At 59.1% G+C, this 18,629-nt stretch carries 24 protein-coding genes and 1 tRNA gene; 12 read left to right on the forward strand and 13 right to left on the reverse strand.

Annotated elements, in window-relative coordinates; translation table 11 throughout:
• Positions 1–522: 522 nt before the first annotated feature.
• The 4 genes from FBY10_RS20550 to FBY10_RS20570 all read right to left on the reverse strand — a co-directional run bounded on the left by FBY10_RS20550 (position 523) and on the right by FBY10_RS20570 (position 4,276).
• Positions 523–867, reverse strand: coding sequence for a hypothetical protein (locus FBY10_RS20550; RefSeq protein WP_145337683.1), 345 nt, complete (start codon positions 865–867; stop codon positions 523–525).
• Between the two features lie 8 nt (positions 868–875).
• Positions 876–3,098: a VapE domain-containing protein gene (locus FBY10_RS20555; protein WP_145337682.1), complete on the reverse strand. Its 2,223-nt coding sequence runs from the start codon at positions 3,096–3,098 to the stop codon at positions 876–878.
• A 207-nt stretch (positions 3,099–3,305) separates the two neighbouring features.
• On the reverse strand, positions 3,306–3,815 hold the full coding sequence (locus FBY10_RS20565; protein ID WP_053130835.1) for a phage regulatory CII family protein: 510 nt from the start codon (positions 3,813–3,815) through the stop codon (positions 3,306–3,308).
• 272 nt (positions 3,816–4,087) lie between these two features.
• On the reverse strand, positions 4,088–4,276 hold the full coding sequence (locus FBY10_RS20570) for a Cro/CI family transcriptional regulator (RefSeq protein WP_053130838.1): 189 nt from the start codon (positions 4,274–4,276) through the stop codon (positions 4,088–4,090).
• Between the two features lie 98 nt (positions 4,277–4,374).
• Here FBY10_RS20570 and FBY10_RS20575 point away from each other — a divergent pair, with 98 nt between their 5' ends.
• The 10 genes from FBY10_RS20575 (at position 4,375) to FBY10_RS20630 (ending at position 9,892) form a co-directional block, all read left to right on the forward strand.
• Positions 4,375–5,031: a LexA family transcriptional regulator gene (locus tag FBY10_RS20575; protein ID WP_065927349.1), complete on the forward strand. Its 657-nt coding sequence runs from the start codon at positions 4,375–4,377 to the stop codon at positions 5,029–5,031.
• Positions 5,032–5,297: 266 nt separating this feature from the next.
• On the forward strand, positions 5,298–5,855 hold the full coding sequence (locus FBY10_RS20580; RefSeq protein ID WP_145337680.1) for a hypothetical protein: 558 nt from the start codon (positions 5,298–5,300) through the stop codon (positions 5,853–5,855).
• A gap of 9 nt (positions 5,856–5,864) precedes the next feature.
• Positions 5,865–6,155: a phage antirepressor KilAC domain-containing protein gene (locus tag FBY10_RS20585; RefSeq protein WP_065927347.1), complete on the forward strand. Its 291-nt coding sequence runs from the start codon at positions 5,865–5,867 to the stop codon at positions 6,153–6,155.
• Between the two features lie 162 nt (positions 6,156–6,317).
• Complete coding sequence (locus FBY10_RS20595; protein ID WP_145337679.1) at positions 6,318–6,785, forward strand: hypothetical protein; 468 nt, start codon at positions 6,318–6,320, stop codon at positions 6,783–6,785.
• Positions 6,782–7,102, forward strand: a complete 321-nt coding sequence (locus tag FBY10_RS20600) for a pyocin activator PrtN family protein (protein WP_145337678.1) — start codon at positions 6,782–6,784, stop codon at positions 7,100–7,102. The genes FBY10_RS20595 and FBY10_RS20600 overlap by 4 nt, the downstream gene beginning before the upstream one ends.
• Before the next feature lie 89 nt (positions 7,103–7,191).
• The gene (locus FBY10_RS20605; RefSeq protein WP_074844090.1) at positions 7,192–7,590 is read left to right on the forward strand and encodes a hypothetical protein; all 399 of its coding nucleotides are present in this window, start codon (positions 7,192–7,194) and stop codon (positions 7,588–7,590) included.
• Positions 7,587–7,808 (forward strand): hypothetical protein, encoded by a 222-nt coding sequence (locus FBY10_RS20610; protein WP_065927343.1) that lies wholly within the window; start codon positions 7,587–7,589, stop codon positions 7,806–7,808. The genes FBY10_RS20605 and FBY10_RS20610 overlap by 4 nt, the downstream gene beginning before the upstream one ends.
• The gene (locus FBY10_RS20615; protein WP_145337677.1) at positions 7,805–8,347 is read left to right on the forward strand and encodes a phosphohydrolase; all 543 of its coding nucleotides are present in this window, start codon (positions 7,805–7,807) and stop codon (positions 8,345–8,347) included. The genes FBY10_RS20610 and FBY10_RS20615 overlap by 4 nt, the downstream gene beginning before the upstream one ends.
• A 251-nt stretch (positions 8,348–8,598) precedes the next feature.
• The gene (locus FBY10_RS20625) at positions 8,599–8,841 is read left to right on the forward strand and encodes a DUF4224 domain-containing protein (protein WP_071492035.1); all 243 of its coding nucleotides are present in this window, start codon (positions 8,599–8,601) and stop codon (positions 8,839–8,841) included.
• A 1-nt stretch (position 8,842) separates the two neighbouring features.
• Positions 8,843–9,892, forward strand: a complete 1,050-nt coding sequence (locus FBY10_RS20630; RefSeq protein WP_145337676.1) for a tyrosine-type recombinase/integrase — start codon at positions 8,843–8,845, stop codon at positions 9,890–9,892.
• Positions 9,893–10,007: 115 nt separating this feature from the next.
• Here the strand turns inward: FBY10_RS20630 and FBY10_RS20635 are convergent.
• Positions 10,008–10,098, reverse strand: a tRNA-Ser gene (locus FBY10_RS20635).
• A gap of 286 nt (positions 10,099–10,384) precedes the next feature.
• Between FBY10_RS20635 and FBY10_RS20640 the strand changes: the two genes are divergently transcribed.
• Entirely contained in the window at positions 10,385–11,056 is a 672-nt protein-coding gene (locus FBY10_RS20640) for a Bax inhibitor-1/YccA family protein (RefSeq protein WP_048728419.1), read from the forward strand.
• Positions 11,057–11,119: 63 nt separating this feature from the next.
• On the opposite strand, the gene murB is transcribed toward FBY10_RS20640, so the two are convergent.
• The 8 genes from murB to FBY10_RS20680 form a co-directional block, all read right to left on the reverse strand.
• Positions 11,120–12,139 (reverse strand): UDP-N-acetylmuramate dehydrogenase, encoded by a 1,020-nt coding sequence (gene murB / locus FBY10_RS20645; RefSeq protein ID WP_145337675.1) that lies wholly within the window; start codon positions 12,137–12,139, stop codon positions 11,120–11,122.
• Positions 12,136–12,600, reverse strand: a complete 465-nt coding sequence (locus FBY10_RS20650; RefSeq protein ID WP_131698030.1) for a low molecular weight protein-tyrosine-phosphatase — start codon at positions 12,598–12,600, stop codon at positions 12,136–12,138. The genes murB and FBY10_RS20650 overlap by 4 nt, the downstream gene beginning before the upstream one ends.
• Positions 12,600–13,364, reverse strand: coding sequence for a 3-deoxy-manno-octulosonate cytidylyltransferase (kdsB, locus tag FBY10_RS20655; RefSeq protein ID WP_065927093.1), 765 nt, complete (start codon positions 13,362–13,364; stop codon positions 12,600–12,602). Before kdsB ends, FBY10_RS20650 begins: the two co-directional genes overlap by 1 nt.
• Positions 13,361–13,546 carry a Trm112 family protein gene (locus tag FBY10_RS20660; protein WP_003174668.1) on the reverse strand — a complete coding sequence of 62 codons (186 nt, stop codon included), beginning with the start codon at positions 13,544–13,546 and terminating at the stop codon, positions 13,361–13,363. The genes kdsB and FBY10_RS20660 overlap by 4 nt, the downstream gene beginning before the upstream one ends.
• 23 nt (positions 13,547–13,569) lie before the next feature.
• Positions 13,570–14,580 (reverse strand): tetraacyldisaccharide 4'-kinase, encoded by a 1,011-nt coding sequence (gene lpxK, locus FBY10_RS20665; protein ID WP_131698031.1) that lies wholly within the window; start codon positions 14,578–14,580, stop codon positions 13,570–13,572.
• Positions 14,580–15,008, reverse strand: coding sequence for a biopolymer transporter ExbD (locus tag FBY10_RS20670; RefSeq protein WP_131698032.1), 429 nt, complete (start codon positions 15,006–15,008; stop codon positions 14,580–14,582). The genes lpxK and FBY10_RS20670 overlap by 1 nt, the downstream gene beginning before the upstream one ends.
• Entirely contained in the window at positions 15,005–15,640 is a 636-nt protein-coding gene (locus FBY10_RS20675) for a MotA/TolQ/ExbB proton channel family protein (protein ID WP_131698033.1), read from the reverse strand. The genes FBY10_RS20670 and FBY10_RS20675 overlap by 4 nt, the downstream gene beginning before the upstream one ends.
• A 109-nt stretch (positions 15,641–15,749) precedes the next feature.
• A complete protein-coding gene (locus FBY10_RS20680; protein ID WP_256663563.1) occupies positions 15,750–17,975 on the reverse strand; it encodes a DNA internalization-related competence protein ComEC/Rec2 in 2,226 nt (741 codons plus the stop codon).
• A 135-nt stretch (positions 17,976–18,110) separates the two neighbouring features.
• On the opposite strand from FBY10_RS20680, the gene FBY10_RS20685 reads away from it, so the two are divergent.
• Positions 18,111–18,626, forward strand: a complete 516-nt coding sequence (locus tag FBY10_RS20685; RefSeq protein ID WP_145337674.1) for a DUF2062 domain-containing protein — start codon at positions 18,111–18,113, stop codon at positions 18,624–18,626.
• Positions 18,627–18,629: the final 3 nt, after the last annotated feature.

Genomic DNA, 18,629 nt, shown 5'->3' on the forward strand with positions numbered 1-18,629 from the left:
TTAGCTCCAAAGGAAAATTTATCTGTACGGAGTCGTACGCCTGAGGAGAAATGAAAAAACCCGGCGCGAAGGCCGGGTTTTTGGTGAGGTCGCTGGTTGCGTACCTCTTTGAACATGACTGATTTATACCCCTCCAGTCCGGTGGCAGCAAGAGCTCAGCGCTGCCACCCTGCAATCAACGGCAATCAACGGCAATACACCAGCAATCAACGGACATATAACGTCACTGGCTCTAGCGCCGCAGGCATGGACCCTCTTGTCCCACTGATCTCAAGAGAGGCGCGACGTCTGAAACACCGATAAATCAAAGCGGCGCCCTTCCGTCCTACTATTTATTACTTTTTCCATGTAAAGGGAGAATTAATAAACGCTGCGCGTGTGCGCGCGCGTATGTGGGTGGGTGCGTCACATGCGGGAAGATTGAAAAAAGGTGGGACGGTGGGCCATCATCAATTAACACGCGGCGCGCAGATGGCCCACTAGCCAAAACACTAGCAGGCCATACAGGGACGGGAGGCGCCATCAGGCTACGCGCTCCAGCAACATGCCTGCGATTTCCAGATGTGCCGAGTGCAAGCGCGCATAGAACTGCGTCCGACCACACCCGCAGTGCGCCCATTTCTGGCGTTCCACACTTTCACAGTTCAGGTAATGCTCCTGCACCACTTGGGCCAGATGCCAGGACAGGTGCTTGTTTACGATCACCTCGATGTCTGCACTCCATGGCAGCAACATCTTTGAACCGCCGCGTGCGCCACGAATCAATTCACCCCGGCAATCGATCAACTGACCCAACATGCTGCTGGCAGATCCGTCAGGACCGCCGCCGTGCATATCGAGCGCCCACAGCTTTAACATCTCATCCATTTCAGGAATCAAAATGCAGTCTCCTGTCTGGGCACCGCCGATCCTCGCTTCCACTCCGGCGGTTTCACATACTCATAGCTGCGCACACCACGCACACAGTTACCCTTGCGCCGCCGGGGCCAATTCATCCGATGCATAATCTTGCCGATGCGCATTTGTTCGGGTCTACCCCAGTGGCTTGGGTCGATGTTAAGCGCATGCTCAAGCAAGTGCGCGCCTGTCACCGTATCGCCAATATGCTTGTCGGCCAGGTAGCCGACCACCAGGTCTTCCCACATATCAGCCTGATAACGCTGATCCTGCTCAGCCGCAAACACATCAGCCTCATCGCGCTCCACCCACCATATGTCACCTGCGCGAAAACAGGCTAACGCTTCGGCCCAGAGTTGATCTCGGTCGGTTCTCAGGCCCTCAAGATCAACTTTTGTACACATCACCGGCCAGTAACGGCGGTTGCCCGTATCGTCCTTCAGGTACTCATCCTGGTTGGTCGTGCCGATAAAAACGCTCTGCCGGGGAACATCCAGCATCCGCCGGCCATAGCTCTCGCGGTAGGTATCGATGGGCGATGAGACGAACTGCTTGGCTTTGGTCGACTCTGCTTTGTTCAGTGAGTCCAGTTCGGCCATCTCCACAATCCACTTGCCCCGGATCGCCTGATAGGCGTCTTTGCTGCTCAGGTCAAATGACGTATCCATGAACCACTCGCCACCCAATACCCGCGCAGCCGTGGATTTCCCCTCGCCCTGCAAGCCTTCCAAAATCAACATTGAGTCAGCCTTGCAGCCAGGTCGACACACGCGAGCCACCGCAGAAATCATCCAGCGCTTGCCCACCTTGCGGGTGTACGAACTATCCTTAACACCCAGCCGATCCTGCAACCAACGTTCAAGGCGTGGCAGGCCATCCCACTCAAGGCTTTCTAGATACTCGCGCACCGGGTGGTAAGCGTTGTCATTCGCCACCGCACTTACAGCCTCAACCACGTGGGCAGTCTTCACCCGCAGCCCGTAAACATCAGCAAGCCACAGCGCCACCCTAATATCGTCCAGATCACTCCAGTCGCCCTTGCCCCCACCATATGGAGGTGTACGTAACTTGCGGGTCTTTGAACTGAACGAATCCCAGGCGATTACCCCGGACCAGCGTTTATCATTACCCAGAATCAATGCCACATTGAACGGATGTACGATCAACCCGCCTTTTTCGGAATACTGCAGCTTCTCGCGCCATCCCTCATCAGCAGACGGACGCACCACCGCTAGTACCTGACGGCGCACCGTATCTAGGCCCTCAGCGCAGTGAAGATCGTTGAAATCGGTCCAGCCGTCTTCCCGGTTGTTGTCGAATACCGGTATAACCACCTGGCCACCAACCACCACCGCCGCATTGCCAGCCTTGATTACCCCCGCGTTATACGGGTGCCCATTCACCACTGTCTTCCAATCATCATCTGCGCAAAACACCAGCTGCCGGCCGGGATACTTTGTGCGCATGGCTTTTGCCACCGGCAGCAGGTTGCCGGCGTCAAAGCAAATACATACCGTCAGCGAGGTCGCCATGTGCAGGCTGGCGCCGGTCGCGTATCCCTCAGCAATCAAAATCACATCGCCCGGCTCGGGCTCTGGGCCGATCAGATGAAACGCCCCTTCTTTCGCCAAACCGTACGGCCAGTAGGTTTTGTTCCGACCTGTAGCAGCCTGCTTTTCCGGGTACAGCACTTGTAGCCCGACAATATCGCCTTTCACATTGCGCATCGGCACAAAAGCCGTACCGCTTTTCGCCTTGTAACGCATACCGATACCGACTACCCGCTTGGCATCCAAATAACGCGAACCGCCCTTTTCAGATAGGTGCTTCCACATACCAGCAGCGCGCCGGGCGGCAGTGCGATGCTTTCGATCCTCGGCCAAGGCGGCCTTACGCTGCCCCTCCTCGGCCCTGGCGCGCATCACCGCTCGATCTTCAGCGCTCAGCCGCCCGCCCTTAGGCTTGATCTTCTGCCAACTGCCTTTTTCACCCTGACGCCAGTCGCCAAACGCGCCGCAATACAGTGTTTTGCAGTCACCAGTCAGATGGTCATAGATCACATACCAGCCCGTTTTCTCCGGGGCCTTATCACCGTCGCACTCGCAACGCGTTCGCTTACCAATCACCAGTGGCGTTTCTGGTTTAAGTCCGTAGCCCTGCAACTGGGCCAACACATCATCAAGTAGTTCGTGATTAGTCATGCCCGTACCCCACGCCGATCTACCAGGTCCTGGCAGTCAGTGCAGCGCGTACAGCCGCGATCAAGCATTGCCAACCGGCGAGCCTCTAGGATGACATCCCCGCAGTCCACGCACTCGAGCGTACATTGGCCTGGATTGGGAGTGGGCCGGGCGGCCATGGCCACTGCGAGATTAAGAGCAATGACGTTATCTGCCACATCTGCGTTGTCAGACATAGTGCAGATCCTCCGCATGCATCTTGCGGAGCACCGCGCGCAACTTGAACACCGCCTGCACCATGCGCTCGGCTAGCAGTTCAAACTCAGCCAGTTCGTCATCGTCCAGTTTGTCATCGGACAATGAGGTCGATACATGCGTGGCTAACTCCCCCTCACGAGAAAGCAACTCGCCAATGCCTGCCATTAGCGACTGCGCCGTGTCGGTGTCGCTCAACTCGGAAACGTCGATTCCCACCCAACCGATGGGATGCAGCAACGCGTCTACGATGCGCGGATCGCGCGTGGCATCCAGCACCAATTCAAGATCGCCAATGTTAGGCGTGTGACTGGTGTTGGTCAGGCTCAGCTTATGATTGAGGGTGGTGGCGTTGCCGCCGTCGATAGCGGCAATGGCAGTGGCTCCGCCCGGATAATCACGTGCGGCGTGAAGCAAAGCTTGCGGTAGAGTCAACAGCGAACGCCGTGCGCGCTCAATGGAATTGAACTGTTTACGGTTCATGGCAAAACTCCAAAAACTCTGCCAGTGACCGCTGCATGCCTGTTTGGTACAGTTGTGCTGTGGTCACTCACAGGTGGTCGCATGCAGCCGGTTGCTCTGTGGTAGAAAACCCGGCTGCACCCCGATGGCAAGGCACACGCTCCGCAGTGCCCTTCCGTTGCAGCCTGCAGACCGTGGTGGGTTAGCAGGCAACCCAGGGCATCCGTGCCTTGGGGGGCGGTGGAACGGCGCGTTGTATTGGTTTGCTCCGCGCCGCTCTGCCTTTTACTTCGTCAAGCGGCCTGCTGGCTTGACGCTTTATCTGTCGCCCTGAGCTTTCCATCTGTAAGCACTTGAACCTGGTACTGGCGTGACTGCGGCGGCTCAGAGCCCCATTGCGATACTGCAGCGGGGGAGACTTTCAGAGCCGCAGCCACTTTAGATTTCCCTCCGAAGAAGGCGATTACTTCTGTCGTGAGCATGGTGCTCTCCTGTTTGCCTGCCCAATACAGTAAGTACACTTAACTTATTTGGCAAGCAAATGAAGGACTCCAAACAAAGTAAGCCTTAAGCTAGCTTAATGAATACTCCAGCAGAAAGAATCGCATACGCCATTTCCAAGTGCGGAAAGAAAGCCAGCGTCTTGGCCATAGAGTCCAACCTGAGTGCTGCCAGAATTAGCCAGTTAGCCCAGGGAGACGGGAGCCTCAAGGCTGAAAATCTTTTCCTATTCGCACGCGCTACCGGGTTCTCAGCACAGTGGCTTGCCGAAGGCATAGGGGACAAATATGACGCCGGCGCCCTCGAGGAGGGCCATGTGCTGATTCCCCAATTCACCGCCAAGGCGGGTGCAGGCCCGGGTCACACAAACCACCACATAGAAGACCTCGGCGGCCTAATGTTTAGGAGAGACTGGCTTACCCGAATGGGCTTGAAGGAAAAGAACCTCAAGGTCATCTACAGCACAGGAATGAGCATGTTCCCGACCATTGCTGATGATGATGTGCTGCTGATTGACGAAGGCCAGCGGGAGCCATTGAACGGCAGAATCTATGCAATTCAGCGCCCAGACGGAGACATCAGCATCAAGCGCTTAGTCCACACGCTCACCAACGGTTGGATAATTCGAAGCGACAACGAGGACAAACGCGCCTATCCGGATGAGAGCGCTACCGATACAAGCATTGGTCATCTACTCATCATCGGACGGGCCGTATGGCACGCTGGAGCCCTCTAGCTGTAGGTCTCTTAACAAAATAGCTTAAGCATCCTTGACTTAAAAAGTTAAGAGAACTTTAATTGCCTCACTCTCCCACCACAGAGCGAGGCAATCCCCATGCAAACCGCAACCTTGCACGTACTCCCAACGTGCCCACCCAGCCGTATTTTCGAGGTGCGCCGCCTAGCCGTAATCCACGGCTGCACCTTCGCACCCACCAAACGCAAAGCTGCCACCAGCCACATGCCAGCGCCCTTCAATCCAGATGATGGAGGGCGCGCAGCATGAGCAGACTGTCTCTCAATGCCGGTGCGTATATTCGCCTGCAGGCCCAGGTAACCCTTAGCGGCACCTTCAATCACACCCTTCACTCGCGTGATGGCGGCCAAACCGTAACGGCTAAGGTCGAGATCTATCAGTGCACCGCCGGCATCACAGTATTGGTGCAGATCTGCGGGACGCTCAATTCCGTCACCCTCGATAAGCACCGCAAAAACAACGCCACGCGTGTCGCTAGCTTCATTGAAGGTATCGCGAACGGCCTCAGCCCTACCGGCGTGCCCGATGTAGATGAGCATGAGGCTGTCGGTGATATAGAGGCCATCCTACGTCTGGCAATTCGACGTGGGCGCGGCATTTACCATCTGATCGCTGACGAACTGGATCCCTCTGTACAGATCCAGCGCAACCCACGTGGCGGCTACATCGCCAAGCTTGAACTCGACGCCGCCGGATGCGCGCTCACCCTGCCCGCCGACAACCAGCGCGCCTACGCAATCTTGGCTGAAAACCTCAACCAATTCCTGCAGGGCTACCGCAATAGCCTCGCAGCCGCCGCGTGAGGTGTCGTCATGAGCCTATCCCTCAAACGCGTAGCGGAACGCCTAGGTTTGGGTCACCGCGAACTGATGAAACGCATGCGCGACAAAGGCTTGCTGGATCAACACAACCTGCCAACCAACCCTGCCTTGACCAAAGACTTTTTGGTCACCCGTGAGAGTCGCTGGTTTCACGAGAAGCATGGCATGCAATACAAGCGCACCACGCGCGTGACCGACATTGGTATTTCCTGGCTGGCCAGGCAGATCGGCATTGAGCGCCCAGCCCCACCCGCCGTGCCTGACCCGCGAGAAGTCGCGTAATGAGACAGCCTGAAGCATGGCCGCGCCAGTACGCCCGCCAGATCACGGCGATGCGAACCCGAGAGGAACGCATTGCCGCGCTGGCAGAAGTACCGGAGCACCTACGCGATCTGGTACGCACGCACGTTGAGATCGCCTGGAACCACCCCCGAGGGAACACACATGGACCGCAAGCTGATTGACACCGTACTGATCGAGCTGCTGAACCTGCCCGAAGAACGTCGTACGCCCGAAAAAATTCTGGCCAACCTCACACTGGCCGCCACAGCCGCCGGCGTTTCCCTCACCATCACCGGCGCACCGCTGCAAATGGAGCACCTACAACTAGCTGCAGCTCTCGACCAGCTCGTCATCGATCTCGGCCCCAACTACCGGGCGCGCGCCATGCTGCGCCTTGGCTACGGTATTGAGGGAGTTGAGCTAGGTGCCGTGCTGGAACCGCTAGACAGCACCTCTCCACTGCCGCGTTTCGTGGCGTTCGGCAACACAGCACGCACAGCCCTGGCAGCTATCAACCGCGATATTCGAGCCAGTAACCAACCCCATGCCAAAGCAGCGCCGCAACGTAAGCCCGGAAAGCTGACGCTCGGCACGCTCAAGGCCCAAGTAGATAAGGCGAACGCAGCATGACGGCTTCCTTACAGCGCGAACTGCGCCTGCCGATAGCGCCCAGAAGTCAAACCGTTGACCTGCTGTACCGAACCCTCGGGGATCTGCTCGTCCCCGTCGAACAGGTACGTGAACGTTACTTCAGCAATCTAAACCAAGACAACTTCACTCGCGCACTGACAAGTGGCCGTGTAGCGCTGCCCATCACCACTCTGGATACCAGCGCTAAGCGCCCCCGTTTTATCGATATCCGCCATCTGGCGATCTTCATTGATACGCAGGCCGATGCCGCAGATGAGGTGCTGACAAACACTCAACCCCAGCCAGACGAGAGATGACATTTTAACCGACACACTTCGATAACAGCTGAACCACCGCAACCGCTGCACCACCAGCCATGCGGAACACAACACTAGGAGCAAACCAGATGACGGCATTAGAAACTCTCGCCTTGATCAGCTTCGTAATTGCACTCGCCATCCTGTATTGGGTCGGGTACCGAGGCGGCTTAAAGGACGGCTGGAGCGAAGGCTACGACGACGGCCACGCTAAGGGCTACATCCAGGGCATTGAGGAGGGCGAGTCGTCGTCCGCAACTGCTCTCGAAAACGCCACACGGCGATGTGAGCGCCTGGAACTGATTTTGATCAGGGAACCCCAGGACCGTCAGATCCTTCTGGCCATCGCGGGGAAACTCAAGCTGGCCGCCGATTTCTTCCACGCCATCAAATCGGAAGGCCACGCGACTCAAGCACTCATGTTGCGCGACCACGCTTTGAGCATGGCCGACGAGTTGAATGCCTTCCGCCAGGAGGATGTGACATGAGCCGCGCCATCCCGATGCTGCGGCTGACGCCTCAAGCCGCTGGAACGCTACAACAGCAATACACAAAGGCGATCAAGGAACTGCACGACATAACTCGCCGCAACCGAGAGTTCGACCGTCAGTTGAGAGCGCTCATCGGCTACAACAGGCTACGCGATCTGCACAAAGCAACAGACGACGCCCTGCTGCTGGCCGACCTCGTGAAGGAGGCAGCATGAACTGGATCCTCACCCACACCGGCAAGCGTTTTGACCTGTTCGAACCTGACGCCGACATGATCGATCCACGGGATATTTCCCACTCACTGGCACACCTCTGCCGCTTCAACGGGCACACCCGCGAGTTCTACAGTGTGGCGCAACATAGCTGCATCGTCGCCGAGCTGGTACCGGAAGAACACAAGCTCGCTGCCTTGCTCCACGATGCGCCAGAGGCGTACCTAGGCGACATGACCAAGCCACTTAAGCAGTGGATACATGCATACCAAGACTTCGAAGACTGGGTTTGGCAACGCGTGTGCCAGCGCTTCGACATCGCTGCAGAACTTCCTGCTTGCGTTCACCAGGCCGACTTGATTGCGCTGGCCACCGAACGCCGCGACCTCATGCCAACCGATCCGGCTATCTGGGATTGCTTGGTCGGCATACAACCCATGGCTGAAATCATCCGGCCATGGCCTGCCGCAGAAGCCAGACTTACCTATCACCAGCGCCTGATGGACCAACTCACCATCGAACACCGGAGGAAAGCGGCATGAAGAACCAACAGGAAAACACCGGCGCCGAGGCCGCTTTGCTCCGTATTACCAGTGGTGTCGACACCTCAGAAACAAACAGTCTCTGCTGCGCAGCAGCAGGCATTATTGCTCCTTCCAGCGCACCAAACGAGGCGCTTATACCCCTCGAAAAGCTGCGCGGCGCAGCGGTCGATGATGCAATGCTAAACGCTCAGGAACGCCCACCCGCGCAGCCTGTCATGGGGTATACGCCCCGTTCAGCCGCCAAATCCATAGAGGCTGAAATTCTTTCGGACGAAGAGCTAGCCGACCTTACGGGCTATAAGCAGCGTGCCCATCAGCGAAAATGGCTTAGCGACCGTAATTGGGTTTTCATCGAAAGCCGTGGGGGCCGCCCTTTAGTCGGGCGTATGTACGCTCGCATGAAGCTCGGCATGACCAATCCAGCGCTCGTTGAACAGAGCGCGCCGCCGATGCGACCAGTTTGGACGCCTGACTTCTCCAGAGTGAACTGAGATGCGGCCTCGGAACGCGGAAAATAGGGACCTGCCGCCTGGAATGGTGCGACGTAAACGTCCTCGCAAGAACGGCAAAGTGTGGGTCGGCTATTACTACAAAGACTCAACAGGAAAGGAGATCCCGCTAGGAGGGGACCTGAGTAAAGCGCGATTGAAATGGGCCGAGCTTGAGGCCAAGGAAAAGCCAGCAGACCTGACGATGATGAAGGGGATCTTCGATCGGTACGCCCGCGACGTCATTCCGAAAAAAGGAGAGCGTACACAAAAAGACAATCTGGCCGAACTAAAACAGCTACGTCCCACATTCGATGGGGCTCCCATTGATTCAATCACGCCGGCAAATATTGCCGGGTATCGCGACGCACGCACCGCCAAGGTTAGGGCCAACCGGGAAATCGCCCTTCTGTCACACGTGTTCAATATGGCACGCGAGTGGGGCCTCACTGAGCGGGAGAATCCTTGCCAAGGAGTGAGGAAGAACAAGGAGGTGCCACGCGACTACTACGCCAATGCCGTGGTTTGGGATGCGGTTTATGGGATGGCTGGGCCAGAGCTTAAAGAAGCAATGGATCTGGCCTATTTGACCGGCCAGCGCCCCGCCGATGTGATCATCATGCGTAGCGACGATACCGAAGGCGATTACTTCCTGGTGACTCAGGGCAAAACCGGGCAGAAACTCAGAATTCTGATGCGAACAGAAGCCGGAGAAAACAGCCTCGGGAAATTGGTTAGGGAGATAACAGAAAGGAACGTACGCCACCCTTCCAAATACTTACTGATCAACAAGTACGGGAAACGGATGACGAAGGGCATGTTGCGCTTGCGCTGGGACAAAGCACGGGAGAAAGCGCAAAAAAATGCTCTGGATCAGGGCGACCCTATGCTCGCGGCGAAGATCGGCGGATTTCAGTTTCGTGATATTCGGCCCAAGGCGGCATCGGAAATCGTCGATATTGGCGACGCAAGCCTGCTCCTGGGGCACACTAAACAAGAGATAACTAAGCGGGTCTACAGGCGGATTGGTGCGACCGCCAAACCCTCCAAATAGGCAAAGTTTCGGAACTCCTACCCGAAAGTTTCGGAACGCCTCTCAAAAACCGTCGTGTTCCACCCAAACCACAGAAACACAAAAGCCCCGCATTGCGGGGCTTTCGTTTGAATCTTGGCGGGAAACCAGGGATTCGAACCCTGGAGACGCTATTAACGTCCGCCGGTTTTCAAGACCGGTGCATTCAACCACTCTGCCAATTTCCCGTTTATTCCGATGACGCGATGAAGCGGTACAGCAAGGTGCAACTGGAGATAGCCTTAGATAAGAACCCTGGGAACGCTATTAACGTTCGCCGGTTTTCAAGACCGGTACATTACAACCACTCTGCCAATTCCCCTTGTGCGTCACAGGATTATGGTAGCCCATCCTGTCTCAGCGGGCGCCATAATACCCGAATGAAACACACTGTCAAACTCTCGCCATAGCTTGTTACAGAGCGTCTGTTATGATCTTTGCGACTGAACGTTTCAAAACCGAAGGAGTGTCGCCATGCGCGAACAGAATTACGCAGTGAATGGTAACGCGCAGGCTGAGCAGCTTGAAGTCAGCCGCGTATTGCGCAACACCTATGGCTTGCTCGCCCTTACCCTCGCATTCAGCGGCGTAATGGCGTTCGTGGCCCAGCAGATGCACGTCGGCTACCCGAATATCTTCGTCGTACTGATCGGTTTCTACGGACTGTTCTTCCTGACCAACAAGCTGCGTGACTCGGCCTGGGGCCTGGTATCGGCGTTTGCCTTGACCGGTTTCATGGGCTTTATCCTCGGCCCGATCCTCAACCGTTACCTCGGCATGGCCGGGGGTGCGGAAGTGGTCAGCTCGGCGTTTGCCATGACAGCCCTGGTGTTTGGTGGTCTGTCGGCCTACGTGCTGATTACCCGCAAGGACATGAGCTTCCTGGGTGGTTTCATCACCGCAGGCTTCTTCGTGTTGCTGGCGGCGGTGGTTGCGGGCATGTTCTTCCAGATCAGCGGCCTGCAACTGGCGATCAGCGCGGGTTTTGTGCTGTTCTCCTCCGTGTGCATCCTGTTCCAGACCAGCGCCATCATCCACGGCGGTGAACGCAACTACATCATGGCGACCGTCAGCCTGTATGTGTCGATCTACAACCTGTTTATCAGCCTGTTGCAGATATTCGGCATCATGAGCCGCGACGACTGATTTACTCGCTGCATAAAAAATGCCCCGTATCGACAGATGCGGGGCATTTTTGTTTTCACTGCATTAGTACTGGTTGGGTTCCATTTCCAGCTCGACCTTGAAACGCTGGGTGATGTCCCGCTGGATACGTTGGGCCAGGTTGGCAATATCGTGCCCTGTGGCGCCGCCATAGTTGACCAGCACCAGCGCCTGCAGGGCATGCACACCGGCATCGCCGTCACGAAAGCCCTTCCAGCCGGCCTTGTCGATCAGCCAGCCTGCCGCCAGCTTCATCTGCCCATCCGCCTGGGGGTAGGCGACCAGGTCCGGATACAGCGCCTGTAACTCTTCAGCCAGGGCCTTGGACACCAGCGGGTTCTTGAAGAAGCTGCCAGCATTGCCAAGCACTGCCGGGTCAGGCAATTTTTCGCTACGGATGCTGCAAATCGCGCGACTGACATCGCTCGGTGTCGCCTCGGTAATCCCCTGCCCCGCCAGGCGCTGCTGCACTGGGCCGTAGTCGAGCTTGAGGTGGCTGACGCGGCTCAGGGCGAAGCGTACCCGCAGGATCAGCCAGCGTCCGGTTTCGTGCTTGAACAGGCTGTCACGGTAGGCAAAGTTGCATTCCTCCAGGCTGAAGTCGCGCAGTTCGCCCGTCTGGCGGTCCAGGGCGGTCAAGCCGGCAAAGACGTCCTTGATCTCCACGCCGTAGGCGCCGATGTTCTGCATGGGGGCAGCACCGACGGTGCCGGGGATCAGACTGAGGTTTTCCAGGCCGCAGAAGCCCTGTTCCAGGGTCCACACTACAAACGGGTGCCAGGCTTCGCCTGCTTCGGCTTCGACCACCACCTGCACGCCATCATCCTGCAACACACGAATGCCTTGGGTGGCCATGCGTAACACCAAGGCAGGAATGTCCTGGGTCAGCAGCAAGTTGCTGCCACCGCCAATCACGAGCAAGGGCAACGCCTGGGTCGACGCATAGGCCAGTGCCTCGCGCACATCGGCATCACTGCGGGCCTCGGCGAAGAATTGGGCACGCACATCAATGCCAAAGCTGTTGAATGGCTTGAGCGACACCTGCGCCAGCACTTGCAAGGTCATAACCGCCCCTTCAATTCGATCACCAATAAATCACACGCCTGCTCGATCAGGTCCAGGACCCGTTCGAAGCCTTGTTCGCCCTCGTAGTAGGGATCTGGCACCTCGTCCACTTCAGCGTCATAGCGGCGCAGGAACAGGTCCAGCTCCGCCTTGCCCTGGCCGGGCTGCAGGGCCTTGAGATTGCGCAGATTGCTGTTGTCCATGGCCAGGATCAGGTCGTAGCGCGCAAAGTCGGCGCGGGAGACCTGCTGGGCACGCTGGGCCGACAAATCGTAGCCGCGTACCAGCGCCGCACGTTGGCTGCGCTGGTCCGGCGGGTTGCCGATATGCCATTCGCCGGTGCCGGCGGACGCTACGCCGACCTGCCCCGCCAACCCGGCTTCGCGCAATTTATGGCGCAGTACGCCCTCAGCGGTGGGCGAGCGGCAGATATTGCCCAGGCAGACAAACAGAACCTCCATCAGGCCCCCAACAGGCGACGGACGCGCTCAAGATCTTCCGGGGTATCGACACCCGCAGGCGGTGCTTCCAGGGCGTCCCCCACGTGGATACGTACGCCGTGCCAGAGGGCTCGGAGTTGCTCCAGGGATTCGGTATTTTCCAACCAGCACGGGCCCCAACTCACGAAGTCATGCAGAAAACCGGCACGATAGGCGTAGATGCCGATATGGCGACGGTACGGCACGCCTTCCGGCAACAGGTCAGGGTTCCTGGCGAAGGCGTCACGCGCCCAGGGCAAGGTCGAACGGCTGAAGGTCAGCGCCAGGCCGTTGACATCACTGACCACCTTGACCACGTTCGGGTTGAACAGGGTGTCGATGTCTTCAATCGGCTCGGCCAGGGTCGCCATACGCGCTTCACCATGGGCAGCCAGGTTGGCGGCCACCTGGTCGATCACGCCTGGCGGGATCAACGGCTCGTCGCCTTGTACATTGACCACGATGGCGTCTGGCGCCAGGCCCAACTGCGTGGCCACTTCGGCCAGGCGGTCGGTGCCGGAGTTGTGATCTTCACGGGTCAGCACCGCTTCGGCGCCGAACCCTTTGCAGGCTTCAATGATGCGCGGGTCATCAGTGGCCACCACGACACGCTCAGCGCTGCTTTTGCAGGCCTGTTCCCACACCAGCTGGATCATCGGCTTGCTGCCGATCAGTTGCAGCGGCTTGCCCGGCAGACGTGTCGAGGCGTAGCGGGAAGGAATGACAACGGTAAAGGCTGTGGTCATTTATCCAGGCGCTCGTCGGTGGTCAGGGTGCGGGCTTCGCTTTCCAGCATCACCGGGATGCCATCACGGATCGGGTAAGCCAGGCCGGCGCCCTTGCTGATCAGCTCGGTTTTATCGGCGCTGAGCTTGAGCGGGCCTTTGCAGATCGGGCAAGCGAGGATGTCGAGCAGTTTGGTGTCCATGAGTGTTTCCTGGATAGCAGCGTTTAAGGCAAAAGACGGGCGGGCAGCAGGCGCATCAGCTGCGTGTCGAACCAGGCGACGAACGCCGGCGACGGCACCGCATCCACCGCAAGGTACCACCAGTCGGGCTGGGCAAAGGCGCGGCACTTCACCGCGTCCTTCTCGGTCATGACCAGTGGCAATGACGGGGTAAAATTCAAGACCTCGGCGCTGTAGGGCGCGTGGTCGGCAAAAGCATGGGGAATCGGCTGCCAGTGTAGCGTTTCAAGGGTGTTGAAGAAACGTTGCGGGTTGCCGATACCGGCGACCGCATGTACCTGCTGCCCCTCTGGAAAGTGCGCCACCGACTTGCGCTCGCCACTGTGCAGGTTGACCAGTGCGGTGGGCTGCAGGCAAAACGCAAAGCCATCGTCGCGATCCGAGCCGGCACCGTTGTAGAGCAGCGCATCAACACTGTGCAAACGCTCAACCGGTTCACGCAATGGCCCGGCCGGCAGGCAACGGCGATTGCCCAGGCCTCGGGCGGCGTCGATCAGCACCAGTTCCAGGTCACGGGCCAGGCGGTAGTGTTGCAGGCCGTCGTCGGAGAGGATCAGGTCGAGGGTCTCGCTGGCGAGCAGGGCCTTCACCGCACGACTGCGGTCGGGATCGATCATCAGGGGCACGCCGCAGCGTTGCACGATCAGCAAAGGCTCGTCACCCGCCACCGTGGCGCTGTGGCTCGCCTCGACGCGCCATGGCAACTGCGGTGGCTTGGCGCCATAGCCGCGACTGACCACACCGACGCGCAGGCCACTGCGTCGGCAGTGCTCGATCAACCACAGGATCAACGGCGTCTTGCCGGTACCGCCCACGGTGATGTTACCGACCACCACCACCGGCACCGGCGATTGATAGATCTCGCCCTCTCCTGCCAGGAACCGCGCGCGCTTGCGCTGCACCACCCGGCGATACAACGATTCCAGCGGACGCAACAACGCGAGCCCCGGATGGCCCTCGTACCAGGCCTTGAGCAAACGATCGGACATGGCCATCAGGGTTGGCTCGCCGCCTCGACAGTGCTCATGCGCAGATGGCTGAAACCGAGCTTGCCGGCAGCGTCCATCGCGGTGATCACGGCCTGGTGCTGGGTCTTGCCATCGGCACTGATGGACAACGGCATCTTGGTATTGCCGCCGGACTCTTTTTCCAGGGCGGCGATCAGGCTGGCGAGGTCGTTTTTCTCCAGCAACTGGTTATTCACCGAAAACGCCCCGTCGGCGCTGATGGCGATGTCCAGTTGCTTGACTTCCTGGTCTTCGGCCGGCGAACCACTCACGGCTTCCGGCAGGTCGACACGCAGTTCGGTCTGCCGGGTGAAGGTGGTGGTGACGACAAAAAACAGCAGCAGGATAAACACCACGTCGATCAACGACGCCAGGTTGATGTCGACATTTTCCCGTCGCTTGCGGCGAAATTTCACGCTTTGCCCCCAACCAGGTCCACGTCACGGTCGCCCTGCACCACTTCCACCAGCTTGATGGCTTCCTGCTCCATACCGACCACCAGTTCATCGATGCGCCGCTGCAGGAAACGGTGGAAGAACACCGAAGGAATACCGACCATCAGGCCCGCCGCTGTAGTAATCAGGGCCTTGGAGATGCCCCCGGCCAGTACGGCCGCGTTGGTGGTCAGGCCCGAGCCCATGAACGAGCTGAAAATATCGATCATGCCCAGTACCGTCCCCAGCAAGCCGAGCAACGGCGCCATGGCCGCGATAGTGCCGAGGGCGTTGATATAGCGCTCCAGTTCATGGATTACCCGGGCGGCGGCCTCTTCGATGCACTCTTTCATGATCTCGCGACCATGCTTTGAATTGGCCAGGCCGGCGGCGAGGATTTCACCCAGCGGCGAGTTGGCGCGCAGTGCCTTGAGTTTGTCCTTGTCCAGCTGCTTGTTCTTGATCCAGCCCCAGACCTGCCCCAGCAGATGCTCGGGGGTAACGCGACTGGCACGCAGGGTCCACAAACGTTCGGCAACGATGCCGAGTGCGGCGATGGAGCTCAAGATGATGGGCAACATCATCCAGCCGCCAGATTTGACCAATTCCCACACAGTGAATGTCCCCTCGAAAAAGTGCGTCACTTTACCATATAGGTTCGGCGGCGGGGTTCGTCGGCCATGGACCCGTCTGTCCCAGGCGCCGGTCTTTGGTAAGGCTGGATCAGGGTAACGTTTCGCGCCAAAAACGGCGTTGACTACGCGCAACAGTCGGTGGCTGGAAAGCCCCTAGTTGCACACGCACCGCGCCCTGCTCGGCACTGTCGTATATCTGGCTGCCCAGTTGCTGGTAGCGCTCCACCACCTGCGGGTGAGGATGGCCGAACGCATTGCCACGCCCCCGAGAAATCAGTACCGACGTGGGTGACAGCCGCTGTAGAAAAGGCCATGACGACGAACTGCGGCTGCCATGGTGAGGGGATTGCAGCCAATCGGTGCGCACGGCCAACGATGAGGCGAGAAATGCCCGCTCGGCAGCCCGATCAATATCCCCCGTGAGCAGCAGGCGCTCACCATTGGCCTTGACCTGCAGAACACAGGACTTGGGGTTGCCATCCGTCGCATCAGGCCACTGCCACAGCTCGAATGCCACACCGTCCCACACCCATTGCTCACCGCTGACACAGGGCTGGGTTTCGAGAAACGCGGGCAAGCCCTCGGTTTCACCGCCCACGACACGCCGGATCGGCACCCCTCGGGCAACAGCCGACGCCCCGCCGGCATGATCGGCGTCGGCGTGGCTCAGCAGCATCATATCCAGCGTCCCGACGCCGAGCTTTTTCAACGCGGGCACTACCACGCGGGCACCGAGATCAACCGTCCCCGAACGCGGGCCGGCATCGTAGAGCAACGTGTGATGGCGGGTACGCAGGATCAAGGCCAGACCTTGCCCGACATCCAGTTGCACCACCTCCACCCGCCCATGGGGCACCGGCTCGCGGGGTGGAAACACTGCCAACAACAGCAGCGGCCAGCCCAGTGGCCGAAACGGCACGCCTTTGGGCAGCAATAAAAGCATCGCGCCGACCAGGCTGATCAGCCAGTACCCCAAGGGCACCTCGGCCGGTATCCAGGCAGGCATTTGCCCAGCGAGCCATGCCAAGCCCCGGAACAACCCGTCAAGCGCCCCACCCGCCAGCCACAACAAGCCTTCCCCCAGATACGGCAGCGACAACAATGCGCTCCCCAGCAACGCCAGTGGCAACACCACCAGGCTGATCCACGGCACGGCAATCAGGTTGGCCAGCGGCGCACTCACGCTGACGGGCAAACCGAGCACCAGCAACACAGGAAACAGACCAACGGCAATCAAGCACTGAGGACGTGTCCATGCCTGCCAGACACTCCACGGCCCCAACCGCCCACCAAATCCCACGACCAGCACCGCGACAGCCATAAAGGACAGCCAGAATCCGGGTTGCAGACTGGCTAGTGGCTCCAGGATCAGCACGCCATTGAGTGCCAGCAACAACGGCCACCAGAACCCCAGATGACGAAAGCGCAAACGCCATAACAGCACCAGCCCCACCATGACGCAGGCCCGTTGCACCGGCACGCCAAACCCTGCCAGCAGGCCGTACCCCAGCGCGGCGGCAAACGCCAGGCCACACGCCCACGGCAGCCACGGCCAGGTGCGGGGCCAGCAGCCGTAGCGTGCAAGTAGCGCGACCAACCCGTAGATCAACCCCGCCAACAAACCAATGTGCTGGCCGGAAATCACCAACAGGTGCACCGTACCGGTGTCCTGCAACACCTGCCAGTCTTCGACCGCCAGCCCGGAGCCATCCCCCAGCACCAAGGCTGCCAGGCCCGCCTCGCGGCCTTGGGCGTCCACCGCCATCAGACGTTGCCGGACAGTGTCACGCCAGGCATGACGAGCCGGCGCCAGGCGCTCACCATCCTTAACCGAGCCGGTGGCACCAATGCGCCGGGCCAGCAGCCAGGCCTCCTGATCAAAACCGTGAAAGTTGAGCAGCCCGGCAGGCCGTTTCAGCGTTACGGCCAGACGCCAGCGCTCGCCACTGCGTACCGACGGCCCACCGTGCCAGGAGACACGGATACGCTTGGGCAGCCGGGCGTTGCGCGCCTGGCTGTCGGCCAGCTCAAAACGCACACCCGTCTCTGTCTGCTGCGGCAACCCGGTTACACGGCCTTCCAGCCATCGCGTCTGGCCATCCAGCACCGGCCGTAGTCGATCATCCAGTGCCCACTGCGCACTGATGCACGCCCAGCTCAAGCCCAGCAGGAAAAATGCCAGTGGAGACGTACGAAATGGCAATAGCATCAATGCCAGCACCAGCATGGCTATCAGCCATCCCGTCGGCGGCAACGTCGGTAGAAAGCGCAAGGCAAGCAACCCCAGCGCGAGCGCGAACATCCCTGTCTTCATGAACCCTCCTTTTCAAGTGATCCACTCAGTCTTAGACGAGGGCCCAGGACGTCCTATGATGTTTTGTCACAAAGTCTGAATTTTCTGTTTATAGAATGCGGGCATACTTGCCCCTCGAACTGACCTGGACCCCTTATGCCTCGGCGCTTATTCAAACGGTACATGCCCGACCCCACCAGTATCAGGGAACACAAGTCATTACAGTTTCTTGGCACGTTGCTGCACGACCCGAACCTCTGGCACCTGAATCGGCACTCAGTGGCACGCGCCATGGCGGTGGGTTTGTTCGCGGCTTTTATCCCGATTCCGTTGCAGATGCTATTGGCGGCGGTGCTGGCGATCATCGTGCGCGGCAACATGCCCATCGCCGTCAGCCTGGTCTGGCTGACCAATCCGATCACCATGCCCGTGGTGTTCATCTGCACCTACATGACCGGCGCCTGGCTGATGAATGTGCCACCGCGCAGCCTGCCCGACGACCTGACCTGGGAATGGATCAGCGGCCAGTTGAGCACACTGTGGCAACCCTTTCTGCTGGGTTCGGTGGTGTTGGGGGTCGTGTTGGGCGCATTGGCCTACTGCCTGACCATGGGGTACTGGCGCTGGTGGGTCGCGCACCAATGGAAAAAGCGCAAGCAGCGCCGAAGCTGAGAC

It is taken from the genome of Pseudomonas sp. SJZ103 (assembly GCF_007828335.1).
In the GTDB taxonomy this organism is placed as follows: domain Bacteria; phylum Pseudomonadota; class Gammaproteobacteria; order Pseudomonadales; family Pseudomonadaceae; genus Aquipseudomonas.